Below are 16,455 nucleotides of genomic sequence, written 5' to 3'. Positions count from 1 at the left end.
CCTTATCTGATCTACATTGCACTGTGATAGCGGCCTTTGTCAGTCATGAATTGGCGTGAGCTTCACGCATTTATCTGGTACATCGCGAAATAGGTATCAGCTTGAATAACGTGTTTTTGGCTAAGGTCCTTCAAAGCCTCAACAGCGTTTGCGAATGGGTCATCTCCTGAGAATGCTTCAACCAACTTGTTGTAACGCTTTGAAGAAGAAAACAGCACATGCGCCAGCTCTTCAGTGCTGACTTCTAGCTCTACGGTCTCTTTGTAAACCTTCATCGCTTGGAAAGCATCACAATCACTGAAGTTGATAGCGTGGTCATAGTTGGACTCCGTCAGTTCCATCACTATGCCCAATAGCTTGAGGGGCTTTTCGAGCAACACTTCAAAATCGTACACCACAACGTGCGCTGCAGATTGACAAACACGTTGAAGCTCAGTCACCAACGCCGTAGATTTCGCGTAAGAAAGTGAGCCAGCAAACGTCACGACATCCACACTGTTGTTTGGCAACGGCACATGCTCACCATCGCCGACATGATACTCAATTGCTGCTGATGGTTTGGTTTGCTCAATCATTGACGTGCTCGGATCCACACCATGCAGTTGCTGACAGTATTTAGCCAATGCCTGTGTTGATACGCCTGTACCGCAGCCAATATCTAACCCCAACTGGAACTGGGGGAACGTACCTAAGTTAGCTTGTAGGATGACTTGATGCAGCGGCGGACGATAAGCCGCGTAATGCTTAGAGATGGCTTGGCTGTATTCTTCGCTCACTGATGTTCTCCCACAATCTGTCGATGTTAACTAGTCGGATATTACTGCCACTCAAAAGCAAAAAGCCACTCATTTGAGTGGCTCTATCTCACAACTTTAAATGCTTTCTGATTCGGTACGGCGCTCAGCCTCAAACCAGCTTATAGCTTGGGTTCGGCTTCGAATTGCTTGAGGTCATCAGTAATGTCATTCCAAGGTGCTTTGGATGCGACAAAAATATGGAAGCTTGGCTTATGGGAAGGTACATCATCAAGAATACCCAAGCGCACATTGACGATACCGTTGTTCTTCTTCGAGTAAAGGCTAGAGCCGCAGTGACGGCAGAATGAGAGTTCGGTATTGGCGCTCTTCTGATAGGTTTGGATGTGTTCCGCGCCCTCAATCACAATCAGTTTATCCAGTGCAACGCCACCCGCTGACGAGTAATCGGATCCGGTAAATTTGCGGCATTCAGAGCAATGACAATTGCCCATGTATTTGAATTCATCCGCGACTTCGAGTTTCACCTTGCCACACAGACATGAGCCTTTGAGTACTTCCATTGTTAAGTCCTTCTCTTTATTGGAATGTCAGTTACCGAATCACCATGCCAGTCCAACACGACGAAATAAAGACAAGAAAGTCAGGTTTGCAAAAATGGAACGAAGAAAACCACCGCACTCTTCCATAAGTGCAGTGGAAAACAACTAGGACAAGCCGTTGCTTTTTTTTAGAAGCGGAACTCTGCACTTAGCGCGTAGCTGTTCTCAACAACTTTTGCTTCGTACATGGTGTACTCAAGTGCAACGCGAGCTGGGCCCAATGTCACACCTGCACCTACGCCGTAGTAGATGTCGTTTGAATCACCAAGGTTCGTTTGGAAGTGACCCATACCGACACGACCGTAAACGTCGAAAATAGTGATTGGTAGTGTTAGTTTCGCACTTGCTAGCCAAGCATCAGAGTAGATGTGCTCGAAGTCTTTGTGCGTATCGATGAAATCTGCATATCCACCTTCAATCGATAGTAGGTCGTTAAACTGGTAACCGATGTAAAGGTTGTAACCGCTGTTTTGGTCACTAAAGTCTGTGTTCTCGTTCTTTACTTGGTATTCAGAATATAGGTAGCTAGCACCAATGTATGGGTTAGCAGCAGCTTGTGTAGCAAAGAAGATAGCAGCGATTGGAAGAATAAATTTGTTCAGTTTCATTTCTTAATAACTCTCAATATAAAAGGTTGACTAACATTCCCTAATCCTTCAGTACGTGATGCTCATGCATCGATTTTTTATTTCCTTATTGCAAGTGACTTCAGGGAACGTTGCGCCTTTTCTCTTTTAAGAAGCTCGCCCCTCACTTGCGGTGTGGGATGCATCATCCTGTGTTTTCGCTGCGGTGACATAACGTAAAACTCAGCAGTTAATAAAACTTCATTACTAGCATGTAAACAAAATATAAAACCAATAAATACATAGAGTTAAACATCAAAATAGAGGGTAAAACAAACAAATTAATTGGAACTTTTCTTCCATTCAGTGTTGATTTCCTAGGTAAAAGGGGAGGCATTAAAGGTAGAGAGCAAAAATCGGTGTTCCGATAACGGAATGTGTAGAAAATCACGTTACTCGCGCTTTAAATTGTCAGCAAAATCATCCAATTGAGACTACATTTACTCAATGAGATGAATAAAAAATAGAAGAGCGAGTGTGAATGCCTGACAAAAACATCAGTTTTATCGTAGATGAGTGGCGTTTTGTGCCCAATGAGGGGCAAATACAGTTTGCTGACTCATGCATTACGATTGATAACCGTCTCTCAAAGTTGCTTGAGTTCTTATGTCTGAATCCAGGACTGACTCACACGCGCGATGAACTTATCGAGCAAGTCTGGGGCGGCAGTGTATTGACCGATCAAGTGGTCACCCAAGCGGTATTTGAACTCAGAAAAGTGCTGAAAAAGCACAGCCAACAGGAATGCAGCTACATCGTCACCGTACCAAAGCGTGGGTATCGATTTGATGGCGAAGTAAAACTGGAAAAAATCGCGATACAGAAACCGGAAGATCAGGTAATTGAAGAGGAAGAGTCACAAACTGAAGCCTCGAAACCCGCAGTAGAGGTCGTTGAATCTCGCCCTAAAAAGAGCAAACAACCCATCTTAATTGGCGCACTTTCTTTGATTGTTCTTATTCAGGCGGCATTTTTACTGTTTCGCGCAGACGACCCAAAGCCGAACCCTGATTCTCACACCGGGCACTTAAGCCATTACGAATTTCGTTATGCAGTATTGAATGTCAGTGAAGATGTGAAAGCACGACCAGAACTGTACGGTATCGTCATTAAGTTCATGGAACACATAGGGTTTTACAGCAACATTCGTGTGGTCAAATCCAAAGAACACAGAAAACTCGCCGCAGTAGAGTTCAACATCTCCACCAGCAAGAGCAGCGATGGAAAAAAGCTGCGTTTGTTGTTCCAGTATCACAATCGCGTTTCAGGGCAGACTCATTTGAATCGTCGTTACTCGACCAACTTTGAACGGTTTCATCAAACTTTCCCATCCATGATAGATGACATGCTACGCGCGATGTACATTGAGGTGCCGGAAGAAGAGTTGGAACACAATGTGTCAATCTTCCCTAAAGATCCAGAAGCAGTAAAAGCTTTGATGTCTGGGACGGGCGCTTTGTACAACAACGCTGGCTATGAAAATGCGATGGCGTATTTTCGTCAAGCAAAAGCCCTCGCACCAGATAATGCCTACACCATTTCGGTAAGCTACATCGGTGAAGTGTTAAGGGTGTTTACCAAAGACGAAGCCAATAAGCAGCAAGTGATTGAAGCACTCAACAAGGAATATTCCTCTTCCTTGTCTGAAGTTTTGAAGCGAGGGAATAACCCAAGAGTGTGTGAAGCCAACGCAATCTTGGCGCTGTCAGAAGACAATCCGGACAAAGCATCGCAAATACTGTTGTCGATTCCGTACAATCAGCAAACGTCATTAACTTATCTATTACTAGCGAAAGCGGAAGAAGCTCGCGGTCACACAAGCGGGGCAAAAGAACTGTATTTGCAAGCGACACAAAATACGTCGTCGCCAATGGCACTGAAACTTGCGGGTCCATTGTTCTTTGACAGCAACTTGGACACCATGATTAAAGAATTGCAAAGCGTAAAAAGCGAAGCTAACCCATAGTGGTTAGCTTCGCATTAAAGTTTAGAAGTACTGTCCTGCCACACGTCGAGAAGCAGGTTGTCGGCTGATTAAGATATGGCATAGCTCTAGCAGCAAACCAAACGCGAGCGCACTGTAAACGTAGTGCTTATCGATGTTCAGCCCCAACCCTTCAACAATCAGCAGCGCACCTAATACAATCAGGAATAGCAGCGCGAGCACTTTCAATCCAGGATGGCGAGTAATCACAGCCTGTACTTTATTCGCCATCAACATCAGAATCACGCTTGAAGAGATAATCACACCAGCAAGAATGGTGATGTCCTGCGTTAGGCTCGCCGCGATAATCAACGAATCGAGAGAAAACACCGCGTCCACCGCAATAATCTGCAATATTACCGTGCCAGCTTGCCCAGCAAAGAATTGATGTGGTGGAGTTTCAATAGGCACGACCCATGCCCAAAGCTCTTTGATGCCTTTAAACAACAGAAATGCACCACCAACAATAAAGATAAGATCATTACAAGAGAGTGATACCCCTTGGTATTCGACAAACGGTTCTTTCCAAGACATTAACCAAGATACCGAAAATACCAGCGCAATGCGGTTTAACACCGCTAACCCGATACCGAGATTACGTACGCGTTGGCGCAAATGAGCAGGAAGACGCTCAGTCATGATGGTAATAAAGACGATGTTATCGACACCCAGAATGAGTTCTAACATGAGTAACGTGCCGAAGGCGATAAAGTAGTCGAGATTCATTATTTAAGTTCTCTGTGCAAAGTACGAAAGAATAGTTATTCAATATCCACTCTCTCCTAAGCAGGCACTACCTTGCGCTCAAATCCCCTCTCTAACATGGGGAAGTCTGTATTCCGTTCTTAGGTGCTTTGGGTGAGTTTTTCCCTAATGACGCGATTATGAGTAGCGTCTTTTCATTGCTTTGTAGAACACGTAAAGCAATTTGATCGCGATAAGTGTCATCACTTTCTCCAAGGTTGTGGTTAATCAGAGGAAGGCTATTGTATTCACCCGTTTCATAACCACATCACAAAGCACTTAGAAAAAGATAAAGAAAATATAAAACAAATAACCACTTTAATTTCATAGCTTTAAATAAAATTAAAACCACCAAAGGTGAAAAATTCGCACCAAGAGAAACGGTTTCTTTGGCTTATAAAATGGCGTGATAGAGATATGATTTTTTGCTGAGAGAGACTTGACGCTTTTTCCGATGGTTGACCGTACACTCGCCCTATAAAGAGGAGAACGTGATGCTGTCATCAATTGAACAATTTCTACAAATCCTGAGTGACTACGACATACTGCTCGGTCTGATTTTTATTTTGGCTTATCAAATCTTCAGTAAGATCGCGACGAAAGCACTCACTACGTTAGCGCGGAATAAAAAAGTCAAACCACCAAGAATATTATTCATTACCAGAACGGTGAACATTTTGTTGTTCGTCTTCTTATTTGCCACGTTTTTGCTCGTGAGTGGTATTGGCTACGGGAATTTTTCTATCTTCCTTTCTTCTGTGTTTACCGTTCTAGGCGTGAGCTTTATTGCTCAGTGGTCCATTCTGAGCAACATCACTGCTAGCTTTCTTATCTTCTTCGTTTTCCCTTACCGTGTAGGCGATAACATTCGTATTGATGATGGCGCAGGAATCGAAGGGATGATCACAGACATTCGTTTGTTTCACACCTTGATAAAGCATGAAGACGGCGACTTTTCGACTTACCCAAACAACCTCTTGCTACAAAAGAACGTCACTAAGAGAACCTATAAGAATGCCGTTGAACCCACTCTACAAAAGGTCACCGACGTAGATATCGATGTTAGTGCCGGTGTTGATGACCTTCAGATACAAGAAAACCGAGCATAGTGCTCGGCTTTCTTAGTATTTTACCCATCAAACGATGACAGGTAAGGTCTTCCACGTTCGTTCATGAAGCAGCTCACACCCATTCTCAGTAATGACGATATTTTCTTCATGCACCATCATTTTATTCGGTGCGAATGCCATCCCAGGTTCAAGCGTTAATACCATGCCGGGTTTTAAGATCACATCACCGTTAGGAACATGGGATGGCCATTCCGTCAGTTGCATTCCAAGTCCATGCCCCATACGTCCGACATCATTCCCTAACGCGCCGTTTTTCTCGAGTACAGACCACATTGCCTGCCAAAGATCACCTGTGGTTCTACCCGGCTCTGCAATTATTAGCCCCGCTTCCGTCGCTTGATAGACCGTATCGTACGCCAGCTGAGCCTCTTCATCTATTTGACCAAAGGCATAGTTTCTGTCGAAGTCACTAAAGTAACCATCATAGTTTGCTCCGGTATCAATAATCAGCACATCGCCTTCTGTTAGTTCTCTATCGGTCGGCCCCATAATGATACTGTCATAACCACCAACACCGGAGCCAGATATCAAATAAGGGCAACTGTCAGCACCTAACCGTAACATTTTAATTTGCATGGCTTTACAAGCTTGGCGCTCTGTCATGCCGACTGCAAGGTATTGCTTTAAGAACTCAAACCCAGCAGCGGTGACCTGACAAGCAAAACGAATCTTGTCAATTTCAGCTTTAGACTTAACGCTACGAATATCACGGACAATCTGTGATACATCGACAACATTATGCCGACTCAATAGAGTTTGAAGTTGCTGGAAGTTCTGTGCGGGCATGCGTAAGTGTGTTTCCGGCCCGATCATTGCGCCGATTTTATGAGTTCGTAAACTGACTTCTGCTAATGTTGATGCCAATAATGAAATACCGTCATCTTGTGGTCGAGGTGACGGCCAACTTCTTACATCATCTATCCATGTATCTTCAAAGCCTGATACGCCGATCTCCGGAACCACGGCGATAGGTTTACCAGTGCTAGGAACAACGAGAAACCATGGTCTCGTAGGACTCTCCCAAAACTGAGATTTGAAACCACTGAAGTAACGAAATTCTGGTTCCGTAGTAAAGAAAGCCGCATCAATGTTCTGTTCTCGCAAGCGCTTTTGCAGCTCATAAGTACGCTGTTCAAACTCCGCGTTTTCAAACCCTCTAGGTGGGGCAATCAAAGGTAATGTGCTCATTTTTAGTCCTTTTAGCGCGATAAACACGACGTTAGTTGAACAAAATGTCTCTTGGTAACAAGGCGATTTCAGGGAAGAAAATCAGCAACGCAGACATCAAAATCAGAATGAGGAAGAATGGTAATGTGCCACGAATGACTTCCATGTACGGTCTTTCAAAGATGGCAATAGCGGTAAAAATATCGCACCCAAATGGAGGGGTAGCCGAACCAATTGCCATTTGAAGCGTCACCATGACACCCACCAAGATGGGATCGATTCCTGCGGCATTGACGATAGGCATAAATATCGGTGTTAGTATGAGTAGCACCACAAGAGAGTCAACAAACATGCAGCCGACAAAGAAGGTGACTGCGATGATGAATAAAATGTATTCCGGTGACGCGTTGTCCAACTCAAGTGGTGCAAGCAACTCTTGAGGAATTTGTTCGAATGAGATGTACCATGAAAAGGCTTGCCCAATGCCGACCAGTACGAAAACGACTGCGGTAATTAATCCCGTATTTAAAGCTGCATCACAAATGTCTTTGACGCCCAACTTTCGGTACAGAAGGCACTCAACAATAATGGCATACAACACAGCAAAAGATGCGGCCTCTGTTGGCGTGACAATACCAGAATAGATACCGCCAATGATCAATGCAGGAAAACCTAATGGCAAAATCGCTTGTTTAATAGCAAGCAGCTTTTCGGCTCTGTTAGCCTTCTCAACCAAGGTTAGGCTATCACTGTGTTTTACACTGTAGGCATAGCTGTACAAAGAAAATAACCCTGCCAGAACTAACCCAGGGCCAATGCCCGCAATAAACAACTCGCCAACACTGGCATTGGCAAGCGTGCCGTAAAGAATCAAGCCGATGCTTGGGGGAATAAGAAACGCAATATCACTTGCGTTGATGATCAACGTCATAACGAAGCTGTCTTTGTACCCCGCTTGCAACAGCTTAGGGCGCATGATTTGTCCAACAGATACGACTGTCGCTTGCGTAGAGCCAGAGACTGAACCAAATAAAGTACAACTGATACACGTGGTGATTGGAAGCCCTCCTCGAAGGTGTCCCACAAACGCCTGTATTAACCCCAACAAGTTGTATGCTGTATTACCTCTCGTCATGATGTCCGCAGCTAAAATGAACATCGGAACCGCAATTAACGCATTGGGAGAAATCCCAGTAACCATCTGCTGAATGACAACACCAGGTTCAACTTGGGAAAAATGGATGAGACCGATTAAAGCCCCTACAGCAAGAGGAACAATCATAGGAAAACTAAGAAACAGCAAGATAACCATGACTGTGACCAAGGTGAAGGTCATGACATAAATATCCGGCTCTCCAGCAATGATGTCAGAGATAAACTGTGTCACGCTACTCATTCGAATTCACCTTTGGCACTGGTTTTGTTTTCAATGACATCAAAAGACACGTAGATCTCTTGGTGTAGCAAGTTCATGATAAAACTCATTGAATATTGCAAACCGGCAATCGCAAATCCGATAGGAATAATTGAGTACACCCAATAAACTGGAAACTGCAATGCAGGACTAAGTCGGTTGATAGATTTAAGCTCTTCAACATAGAGTAAACCTTGGTACGCTAGATAGAACATAAGAAGCGCAGTGCAAAACGCGATCATTGTGGTGAGGATTTTTTGAGCACGAAAACTTAGCGAGTCATAGACTGCCGTCATTCGTATGTTGCGACCTTGCCTCACCGCGTAAGCAAAACCCACAAAGGTCACCGTCACAATTAAAAACTGGTTGAGCTCTTCAGAAAAAAATAAGCTTTTGTTAAAAGCATAACGACCAATCGCATTCGCCGTAGAATTTGTCATCATGACAAGAATGGCAATCATGATCAGAAAGCGTTCTAGCTTTTCTGTTGCAACACTGATTTTATGTAAAAGATCTTTCATCATTCACTAAGCTCCATACTTCCTTGAGCAGTACAATCCTTTTTCTGCTACTCGTGTTGAGCAGCAAAGACGATTACCCGCTTGCTAATCAAACGGATAATCGATGGCGCATAGAGCATTATTGCGTTTGGGAAGCCACTCGCACTTCATCTAGAATATTTTCAAGAATGGCTTTCGCTCCTTGGCGAGCTTCTGTCTGTTGATCGGCTGGATAAGCGTTCGCAACAACATCAAAGTAAGTATCATGAAGCTTTTCACTCAACACTTTAAAGCGCTCTCTTTCATCATCAGAAAGTACGACGACTTGAAGATCTGGGCGCTCTTTGAGGATCTTGTCCATATTTTCTTTGTTGATGCGAATTTGGTAATCGTAGGCAGCCTGATCTGCGGCTTTGATCGCTTTATCAACCATGGCTTGCTTTTCCTTAGACAAACCGTTGTACCACTTGCTGTTGGTCGAAACGGTGCTCACATAAGGCTGCTGCCCCGGGAACATCAAATAGTCTTGAACTTCATGCCATTTAGCGTTGTATATGAAGTAGATTGGGTTGACCATGCTATCAATCGTTTTCAGTTGAAGAGAGCCATAAACCTCTCCCCAAGATAAAGGTGTCGGCGTTGCACCAAATGCTTTGTAAGTTTCGACAGGAATCGTTGACGTAAAAGTGCGGATCTTTTGATTGGCGAAATCTTCTGGTGTACGAATCGGTTTATTACCTCCCCATACCATCTCGCCTTCAGACATCATGGACAGTAATTTTAGGTTTACACTCTCAAACTTAGGGGCGAGTTGGTTATAAATCGTCGGGCTTTCCGTTAAGACCTGATGCGTGATTTTTTCATCCGTACCCAGCACGTAAGGCAAACTGACTGCCTGAACTTCAGGAACGTATGAACCTAAGTGACCTGCGCCAACAGATACGAATTGAATGGTTCCTTTTGCTGCTAGTTCGACGATGTCGTTTTCAGTGCCCAGTTGTCCGTAGTAGTAAATACGAACACGAATATCACCATCCGATTCTTTCTTAATCACCTCCGCAAACTTCTGAGCGTAGATATCTTGAACGTCCGTTTTGTCCTCTTCTGAAGCAAACTTCCATGTTTCGGCATGAACACCAAACACAACGCCTAAGCTTAAAATTGCCGCGCTTAATTTTTTCATCCTTTTCTTTCCTTTTCCTTCCAAGTGACACGTAAAATGAACCCCTTCATTTCTCGCTTATCCTGAACTCACAGAGGACAACTTCTTTCCAAAACCTCCGCCAGCTATTCTCCTTACAATGAATTCAATCGATTGCTTACTAATTGAATCCAGTAACTTGCCCCGAACTTCAAGATTCGGTCATTAAAATCGTATTCCGGATTATGCAGTGCACACCCACCTACAGAGTTGATGCCGTTTCCAAGCAACACATAACACCCCGGTTTAACACGCAACATACTGGAAAAATCTTCTGAGATGGTTATCGGGTCACACTTACCATTCACGTTTTCGTCACCCAGAACTTGCTGAGCCGTCGTGATGGCATAAGCGGTTTGCTCATCGCTGTTGATCGTCGGATAAAATGTATTGATGAATTCGAAGGTATAATCAGCGCCTGCAGACTGGCAGATCCCAGCTACAATTCGCTCCATACGTGTTCTGATGATCTCAAGGCTCTGCTCGGTAAAACAGCGACAATCACCTTTTATGGTCACTGTCGTTGGAATCACATTCACCGTCCCATCGGTGATAAACTCGGTTGCGGATACCACCGCAGAGTCATGAATTGCACTTAAACTTCTCGAAACAATGGTTTGTAGGCCCAACACAACCTGAGCCCCCACTACTAAAGGGTCAATCCCTTGATGTGGTAAAGCCGCATGCCCACCAACGCCTTTAATCACAATTTCAAAGCTGCTCTCACTCGCCATTAATGAACCAGGCCTCACCATCAGTTTTCCTTCCGCTAATCCGGGGAAGTTGTGAATGCCGTAAACTTCATCAATAGAAAAACGTTCAAAGAGCCCATCATCAATCATGGCTTGCGCGCCTTTTCCATGTTCCTCATCCGGTTGGAATATGAAATAAACGGTTCCATCAAAGCCGCCATGCTTAGCAAGATAGCAAGCCGCACCGAGTAGCATTGCTGAATGCCCATCGTGCCCACAGGCATGCATCTTCCCGTCATGCTGAGAGCAGTAAGAAAAAGTATTTTTCTCATGGACATGAAGCGCATCCATATCGGCTCGAAGACCAATGCTGGCTTTACTTTGTCCATGACGCAGGATCCCAACTAAGCCAGTTTTCCCGATATTACGAACCACTTCGATGCCAAAGCTTTGCAGCTCGCTTGCAATGAAATCAGCCGTCATATCAACATCAAACCCGCATTCAGGAAATCGATGCAAATGCTGTCGCCATTCCATCATGTTTTGAATCAATTCAGAGGAGAGCTGATTAGGGTCGATAGGCGTAGATAAATGCATAACAAAAAGTCCTTTAAAATCAGTTTCAAAGCGGGGTAATTAAAGATTTAGTGGTAAGTGCTGATCTAAAAGGAGACCAAAACCTTTAATGTTTTTGGGATAGTGGAGTAAAGCTAAAGTGTGCCAAGCCAGTACTTGATTGCTAGACAACACTGGCTTGTTTATCGCAGCTTCAATATCGTGAATAACCGTGGTCGCTCGTAGCGCGGTACAAGAAATGAAAACGGCGTCAGCATCGGGATGACAGGCTTGTATTGCCGCATGAGTAATATCATTTGGAGAGATGAACGTCATCGCGGTGTCATCTTCAAAATCAAAGCCTACGATGTTCAGTACTTCGATACCTACCGTTGAGAAAAAGGCGGCCACGTCTTGGTTTACTGCTTGCGTATAGGGCGTAAGAATAGATACACGCTTTATGTTCAATCGTTCAAAAGCAGCGAGTGCTGCAGTGACTGGGTTTGTCACTTTTGTATCGGGATGATGTGCCTGAATAAGGTCGGCAATGCGCTGTTCACCGATCGCAATAGTGCCCGATGTACACGCATAGATAACCACATCTAGCGTTGTCCCAGGAAGAATCGTATCCGCAACCTCTTGGATTCTAGGCTCCATACGACGCAGATTATCTATGGTTAGCGGGTTGTAGTTACGCACTCGACTGGTAAATGAAGCGACATTTTGTGGGAATAGTTGGCGTAAATCGTTCTCGATATTAAAGTCTGTCGCCAGCGAAATAACACCCACACGACCTGCGCTCGCAAGATTATCCAGTTCATTCTGTAGCGCTATTGATCCCACTTCCATGCTCGCATCCTATCCATCAATATCTTGCTGAAACTGACGTTTTGGTAATGTCAATTCGCCTTTCGTTTCGATTTATTATTGCTTTACATTTTGTTTACAAGATTAATAATGCCTTGACGACAACAAGGAATTTCATCGAATGACTCCCATATTGTGCGGATTTTCTGCATTTTTGGTGAGCTATAGTGGTTTTCCTTTAATTAGTAAAAACAAGACATTCGCTCATGAGTGAGGTCACAATTCGGAGCCAGAGCATGATTAGCTCACCATATGGCTTCCATCCATTACAGGCAGAAAGGAATCGATCGTCATGACGTCAACGCCACCACTTTCCGTCGATAGTTTCGACCGCAAAATTCTCGACATTGTCCAGCATTCAAATAGAGCGACTTCAGACACTATTGCTGATCAGGTAGGGCTATCGCCAGCAGCGGTACAGCGTCGATTAAAGCGCATGAGGGCGCAAGGGGTAATACAAGCCGATGTCTCTGTTGTTAATCCCAAGGCTGTAGGCCAAACCATGACTTTTGTTGTGCAAGTAACGTTGGAAAGAGAAAGAGTCGACTTGATGCATAACTTTAAGAAAGAGATGACAGCAAATCGCTCGGTACAACAGTGTTACTATGTGACGGGAAGTTCAGACTTTATTCTTATTGTCACTGCGGCAGACATGGAAGGTTATGACAAATTTACGCGAGAAGCTTTCTTCGATAATGCCAATATTAAGAGCTTTCAAACCAACGTGGTAATGGACAACGTGAAAGTGGGTTTAACAATTCCCATTGATGACCAATGAGAAAATTGAGAAAAGGCCATCATTAGTAGACATAAAAACGGCGCCTCCTTTCAAGCGCCGTTTAACGATTTTAACTGATCAGATGGCTTTAAACAGATTCAGAGTCTCATTTCACCAGTTCTCGATAGAGTTCAGGGTCCGTTGCCCCTTCTGTACCTATCACTAATACCTTACTTTCTGGTCCCAAACCAAGCGCTGTTGCATAGTCGCTATCTTGGCGAGCGAGCACTGCAGCCGCAAAACCAGGAACGGCGGACTCCCCTGCTTCGATACGATTCTCTCCATGAGCCAAAAATCGCATCGCCTGAGGGATTGCGTCTTCGCTTAACGTCATAAAATCATCTGCGCCGTTATGAAGAATGTCCCACGCTAATACTGATACTTCACCACACGCCAACCCTGCCATTAAGGTCTCTAAGTCCCCCTCAACAACAATAGGTTTCCCTGCTTGCGCACTTTTTTGAAGGCAATTCGCTTGTTCTGGCTCTACGATAATAAATCTTGGGCGCTGATCTCCCCACAGATCCCAGAAATAACCACAAACTGCGGACGCTAACCCACCAACTCCGCCTTGTACAAACACGTGAGTCGGGATTTCGCCGTCAAGCTGCGCAACAACTTCAGACAACATTACGGTATAGCCAAGAGCAACATCTTTGGGGATTTCCATATAGCCTTCATAAGACGTGTCGGAAACGATCACACGATCGTGTACTTTTGCTTCACTGTCGGCTAAGCGCACTGATTCATCATAGTTGCCAGATATTCTAACCACTTGCGCACCAAAAGATTCCATGGCGTGTTTTCGACCTTCTGAAACGTCTTTGTGAATATAAATCACACACCCACAACCAAACATTTGTGCGCCCCAAGCAACAGAGCGTCCATGATTCCCATCTGTGGCACAACTGACTACGATTTCAGCCGCCTCAGACTTCCAGTCACCTTGGAGCAGCTCTTTTATTGTTGGCTGTTTGCCATAACGCTGCAAAATGACACTCTGCAACTGACGAGCAACAGCGTACGCACCACCTAACGCTTTGAAGCTCTTGAGTCCAAACCTTTGTGATTCATCTTTATACCAAAGGCATGACACTCCGATGCCATCTGCGATGGAATGCAAAGAATGAAGAGGCGTAACCGCATAACCTGGCCATTGAGAAATCGTGTCTATCGCTAACCGAGCGCTCGCTACACTAAGAATCTCTTTTTGTTCATCTGAATACGTAAGGCTAGAATGCGCGGAAGGATTGGAGAAGTGGCTCAATTTACCCGTCAATAACTGCATAGATGCTCGTCCTTAAATTGTTCTCATATTCAACCTCATATGCTCATGTGATATGAAATTGCCAACCATTCAAGTTTAACGAGACTCGATGCAGTATTAGTGCCTTATGCTTCGGTAAAATGCTTTTTTTTGATACTTAATACTGAGAAGAGCGAGGAAAACCCTCACCTAGTGCGACTTAACGCCACTTACAAAAAATCCACCGTATTCAATGAATACGATGGATTCGTTTATTGCTTTTTGCTTCGAGAATTTAATTATGAAAAGCGTTAAAACACACAGTGTTTAGCGAAACCTGTTGCTTCGTTTGCCGTCCATTCACCTTTCGGCTTCTCTTTTAAGTCTTTACACCACTGCTCGCTACCGATGCCATCTTGCAGAACACAGTGCTTCGCGAAATCAACCGCGTTGTCTGTTGTCCATTCTGTCTTTGGCTTTTCGCGCATGTCTTTACACCAAGCTTCTGTACCCACTTCGTCAGAACATGCTGTTAGCGCTGTTGCTGCTAACAGTAGCATTACCAGTTTTTTCATAAATTTAGGTTCCACTTTCAATTGATGAATGAACTATACCCAAAATATCAGTGCTCGTGTTAAGCCAACGACAATTTATCGACTCACGCTCCGTAAAAGTGACGAAATTCCCTTAAATCAGCCTAACTGCATCGAAGTCGTTACTCGGCGTTTAACCAAATACGCTCGAACATGATCATAGATGTAATTGAAGACAAACGCATACAGGGTAATGAAAATCGTCACGCCCACGTCCATGACAAACGCTTCCCACATACTGACTTTTAGCATCCACGCCATCGCCGGAATGGTGGCAAATAACAAACCCGCTTCAAACAACACCACGTGTACGATTCGAAGTCGGATTGTACGTTTCTCTTTTGCCCCTGTCGCAAAGCGATCAAATATCCAGTTGAAGATGAAATTCCAAATCATCGCGATGGTCGCAACGACTATCATGGTTCCTGATAATGCACTGACCTCATGATCTGTAAACAATGCCAAACCAATAATGGATAAACTGATTGCCAATACTTCAAATAATACGGCGTGAAACACACGCTCTAACGCTCCCATAAAAACCTCACAACTTTACATGGAACAAGTTAAGTGGCGGGGATTATGACAGCTAGATAACGAAGAGAAAGTTAACAACCATCACGAATAGTGATAGCTTACAACGATACTTTCCGGATGAGTGTCATCCAAATCCTCTTTAGGTATTGAAATGTACAGCTTTGAACAACTCAAAATCTTTGTCACCGTGTGCGAAACAGGATCCTTCTCCGCAGCCGCAAGAAAGCTAAAGCGCGCGCAATCAGGTGTAAGCCAATCTGTCGCTAACCTTGAGATCGCAGTTAACCAAGAGCTGTTCAATCGAGAGAAAAACACACCGACACTCACAGATAGCGGTAAAGCCTTATTGCCCATCGCTCAGTCCATTCTGCATCAACAGAAATTCTTCGACCAAAAAGTCGAGTCCTTAGAGCAAGCCTACGAACACGAGCTAGTGATTGCGGTGGATGAATCTCTCATCAACCAATCGCTACTGGCGCAATTTGCCAGCTTGGCAGACCAATTCCCTATTGCGCAGTTCGATATCATTACCGCACCGACATTTGATATAGAAGAGTTGATTCGAAAAGGAAAAGCGCAAGTGGGTATCGTGTTGGCTGATGGTGAGCTAAAAATGGACATGGATTTCTTTACCCTTGGGTACACTCGTTTTCTCACCGTGGCTTCGCCTTCTCACCCATTGGCACAGCTATCGGTGGTTCATGATGCGGAGCTCAAAGCCCATCGCCAACTGGTACTGCGCAGCGCACAAAGGAAAGAGCTGTGGTTCAGTTACGCCATCAGCACTCAGTTATGGTTTGCTAATTCGCATCAGACGCTGACCGACTTAGCGTGTCAAAACGTTGGTTGGGGATTATTGCCAGAAAGAGTGGTCAGTAATGAGATTGAGAGCGGTAAGCTAGTTGCCCTACCCGTTGCGCACGAATTTGATGGCTGGCTCACGACAGTTGGATGTTTAGTTTCTCGAACCCGAGGTATGGGCCCGGTTTTGCAAGCACTAGTAAAAACCTTGCAGAGCTATCGCTATCAGGACGAATAATCCAAAACTGTTTTGTAGGTTCAAG

At 44.5% G+C, this 16,455-nt stretch carries 17 protein-coding genes; 4 read left to right on the top strand and 13 right to left on the bottom strand.

Going from position 1 to position 16,455, the window contains the following annotated elements; all coding sequences use genetic code 11:
- Window positions 1-62: 62 nt before the first annotated feature.
- The 3 genes from BCT11_RS03420 to BCT11_RS03410 form a co-directional block, all read right to left on the bottom strand.
- Window positions 63-776 carry a class I SAM-dependent methyltransferase gene (locus BCT11_RS03420; RefSeq protein WP_102387133.1) on the bottom strand — a complete coding sequence of 238 codons (714 nt, stop codon included), beginning with the start codon at window positions 774-776 and terminating at the stop codon, window positions 63-65.
- A gap of 140 nt (window positions 777-916) precedes the next feature.
- Window positions 917-1,318 (bottom strand): GFA family protein, encoded by a 402-nt coding sequence (locus BCT11_RS03415; RefSeq protein ID WP_005435931.1) that lies wholly within the window; start codon window positions 1,316-1,318, stop codon window positions 917-919.
- 167 nt (window positions 1,319-1,485) lie between these two features.
- Entirely contained in the window at window positions 1,486-1,965 is a 480-nt protein-coding gene (locus BCT11_RS03410) for a porin (protein WP_038868315.1), read from the bottom strand.
- 499 nt (window positions 1,966-2,464) lie between these two features.
- Between BCT11_RS03410 and BCT11_RS03405 the strand changes: the two genes are divergently transcribed.
- Window positions 2,465-3,949 carry a winged helix-turn-helix domain-containing protein gene (locus BCT11_RS03405; RefSeq protein ID WP_102387132.1) on the top strand — a complete coding sequence of 495 codons (1,485 nt, stop codon included), beginning with the start codon at window positions 2,465-2,467 and terminating at the stop codon, window positions 3,947-3,949.
- Between the two features lie 21 nt (window positions 3,950-3,970).
- On the opposite strand, the gene BCT11_RS03400 is transcribed toward BCT11_RS03405, so the two are convergent.
- A complete protein-coding gene (locus BCT11_RS03400) occupies window positions 3,971-4,693 on the bottom strand; it encodes a TerC family protein (RefSeq protein ID WP_102387131.1) in 723 nt (240 codons plus the stop codon).
- 512 nt (window positions 4,694-5,205) lie between these two features.
- Between BCT11_RS03400 and BCT11_RS03395 the strand changes: the two genes are divergently transcribed.
- A complete protein-coding gene (locus BCT11_RS03395) occupies window positions 5,206-5,820 on the top strand; it encodes a mechanosensitive ion channel family protein (protein ID WP_102387130.1) in 615 nt (204 codons plus the stop codon).
- Between the two features lie 27 nt (window positions 5,821-5,847).
- Here the strand turns inward: BCT11_RS03395 and BCT11_RS03390 are convergent, their stop codons facing one another.
- From BCT11_RS03390 to BCT11_RS03365, 6 genes are all read right to left on the bottom strand, one after another.
- Window positions 5,848-7,029 carry a Xaa-Pro peptidase family protein gene (locus tag BCT11_RS03390; RefSeq protein ID WP_102387129.1) on the bottom strand — a complete coding sequence of 394 codons (1,182 nt, stop codon included), beginning with the start codon at window positions 7,027-7,029 and terminating at the stop codon, window positions 5,848-5,850.
- Window positions 7,030-7,060: 31 nt separating this feature from the next.
- Entirely contained in the window at window positions 7,061-8,404 is a 1,344-nt protein-coding gene (locus BCT11_RS03385; protein WP_102387128.1) for a TRAP transporter large permease, read from the bottom strand.
- Complete coding sequence (locus BCT11_RS03380; RefSeq protein ID WP_038876542.1) at window positions 8,401-8,943, bottom strand: TRAP transporter small permease; 543 nt, start codon at window positions 8,941-8,943, stop codon at window positions 8,401-8,403. Before BCT11_RS03380 ends, BCT11_RS03385 begins: the two co-directional genes overlap by 4 nt.
- A gap of 118 nt (window positions 8,944-9,061) precedes the next feature.
- A complete protein-coding gene (dctP, locus tag BCT11_RS03375) occupies window positions 9,062-10,105 on the bottom strand; it encodes a TRAP transporter substrate-binding protein DctP (protein WP_102387127.1) in 1,044 nt (347 codons plus the stop codon).
- 113 nt (window positions 10,106-10,218) lie between these two features.
- Window positions 10,219-11,412: a M20 aminoacylase family protein gene (locus BCT11_RS03370; RefSeq protein WP_102387126.1), complete on the bottom strand. Its 1,194-nt coding sequence runs from the start codon at window positions 11,410-11,412 to the stop codon at window positions 10,219-10,221.
- Window positions 11,413-11,451: 39 nt separating this feature from the next.
- The gene (locus tag BCT11_RS03365) at window positions 11,452-12,219 is read right to left on the bottom strand and encodes an aspartate/glutamate racemase family protein (RefSeq protein WP_038868307.1); all 768 of its coding nucleotides are present in this window, start codon (window positions 12,217-12,219) and stop codon (window positions 11,452-11,454) included.
- Window positions 12,220-12,529: 310 nt separating this feature from the next.
- On the opposite strand from BCT11_RS03365, the gene BCT11_RS03360 reads away from it, so the two are divergent.
- Window positions 12,530-13,015 carry an Lrp/AsnC family transcriptional regulator gene (locus BCT11_RS03360; RefSeq protein WP_045376038.1) on the top strand — a complete coding sequence of 162 codons (486 nt, stop codon included), beginning with the start codon at window positions 12,530-12,532 and terminating at the stop codon, window positions 13,013-13,015.
- A gap of 106 nt (window positions 13,016-13,121) precedes the next feature.
- Here BCT11_RS03360 and BCT11_RS03355 read toward each other — a convergent pair whose 3' ends face one another.
- The 3 genes from BCT11_RS03355 to BCT11_RS03345 form a co-directional block, all read right to left on the bottom strand.
- Window positions 13,122-14,303, bottom strand: coding sequence for a diaminopropionate ammonia-lyase (locus tag BCT11_RS03355; protein ID WP_102387125.1), 1,182 nt, complete (start codon window positions 14,301-14,303; stop codon window positions 13,122-13,124).
- Window positions 14,304-14,572: 269 nt separating this feature from the next.
- Window positions 14,573-14,836 carry a DUF3012 domain-containing protein gene (locus tag BCT11_RS03350; protein WP_038868301.1) on the bottom strand — a complete coding sequence of 88 codons (264 nt, stop codon included), beginning with the start codon at window positions 14,834-14,836 and terminating at the stop codon, window positions 14,573-14,575.
- Window positions 14,837-14,953: 117 nt separating this feature from the next.
- Window positions 14,954-15,391: a PACE efflux transporter gene (locus BCT11_RS03345; RefSeq protein ID WP_102387124.1), complete on the bottom strand. Its 438-nt coding sequence runs from the start codon at window positions 15,389-15,391 to the stop codon at window positions 14,954-14,956.
- Between the two features lie 151 nt (window positions 15,392-15,542).
- On the opposite strand from BCT11_RS03345, the gene BCT11_RS03340 reads away from it, so the two are divergent.
- Window positions 15,543-16,430: a LysR family transcriptional regulator gene (locus BCT11_RS03340; RefSeq protein WP_102387123.1), complete on the top strand. Its 888-nt coding sequence runs from the start codon at window positions 15,543-15,545 to the stop codon at window positions 16,428-16,430.
- Window positions 16,431-16,455: the final 25 nt, after the last annotated feature.

Source organism: Vibrio sp. 10N.222.52.B12, from assembly GCF_002875385.1.
Taxonomy (GTDB): domain Bacteria; phylum Pseudomonadota; class Gammaproteobacteria; order Enterobacterales; family Vibrionaceae; genus Vibrio; species Vibrio jasicida.
Note: the sequence above shows the minus strand (reverse complement) of the source record. Positions and strands in the feature narration are given on the sequence as shown.

Bases quoted from the DNA above. Each gene is read 5' to 3' on its own strand.
- BCT11_RS03400 (WP_102387131.1), bottom strand. From the start codon at position 4,693: ATGAATCTCGACTACTTTATCGCCTTCGGCACGTTACTCATGTTAGAA.
- BCT11_RS03415 (WP_005435931.1), bottom strand. From the start codon at position 1,318: ATGGAAGTACTCAAAGGCTCATGTCTGTGTGGCAAGGTGAAACTCGAA.
- dctP (WP_102387127.1), bottom strand. From the start codon at position 10,105: ATGAAAAAATTAAGCGCGGCAATTTTAAGCTTAGGCGTTGTGTTTGGT.
- BCT11_RS03350 (WP_038868301.1), bottom strand. From the start codon at position 14,836: ATGAAAAAACTGGTAATGCTACTGTTAGCAGCAACAGCGCTAACAGCA.
- BCT11_RS03355 (WP_102387125.1), bottom strand. From the start codon at position 14,303: ATGCAGTTATTGACGGGTAAATTGAGCCACTTCTCCAATCCTTCCGCG.
- BCT11_RS03410 (WP_038868315.1), bottom strand. From the start codon at position 1,965: ATGAAACTGAACAAATTTATTCTTCCAATCGCTGCTATCTTCTTTGCT.
- BCT11_RS03345 (WP_102387124.1), bottom strand. From the start codon at position 15,391: ATGGGAGCGTTAGAGCGTGTGTTTCACGCCGTATTATTTGAAGTATTG.
- BCT11_RS03390 (WP_102387129.1), bottom strand. From the start codon at position 7,029: ATGAGCACATTACCTTTGATTGCCCCACCTAGAGGGTTTGAAAACGCG.
- BCT11_RS03340 (WP_102387123.1), top strand. From the start codon at position 15,543: ATGTACAGCTTTGAACAACTCAAAATCTTTGTCACCGTGTGCGAAACA.
- BCT11_RS03385 (WP_102387128.1), bottom strand. From the start codon at position 8,404: ATGAGTAGCGTGACACAGTTTATCTCTGACATCATTGCTGGAGAGCCG.
- BCT11_RS03360 (WP_045376038.1), top strand. From the start codon at position 12,530: ATGACGTCAACGCCACCACTTTCCGTCGATAGTTTCGACCGCAAAATT.
- BCT11_RS03395 (WP_102387130.1), top strand. From the start codon at position 5,206: ATGCTGTCATCAATTGAACAATTTCTACAAATCCTGAGTGACTACGAC.
- BCT11_RS03380 (WP_038876542.1), bottom strand. From the start codon at position 8,943: ATGAAAGATCTTTTACATAAAATCAGTGTTGCAACAGAAAAGCTAGAA.
- BCT11_RS03405 (WP_102387132.1), top strand. From the start codon at position 2,465: ATGCCTGACAAAAACATCAGTTTTATCGTAGATGAGTGGCGTTTTGTG.
- BCT11_RS03365 (WP_038868307.1), bottom strand. From the start codon at position 12,219: ATGGAAGTGGGATCAATAGCGCTACAGAATGAACTGGATAATCTTGCG.
- BCT11_RS03370 (WP_102387126.1), bottom strand. From the start codon at position 11,412: ATGCATTTATCTACGCCTATCGACCCTAATCAGCTCTCCTCTGAATTG.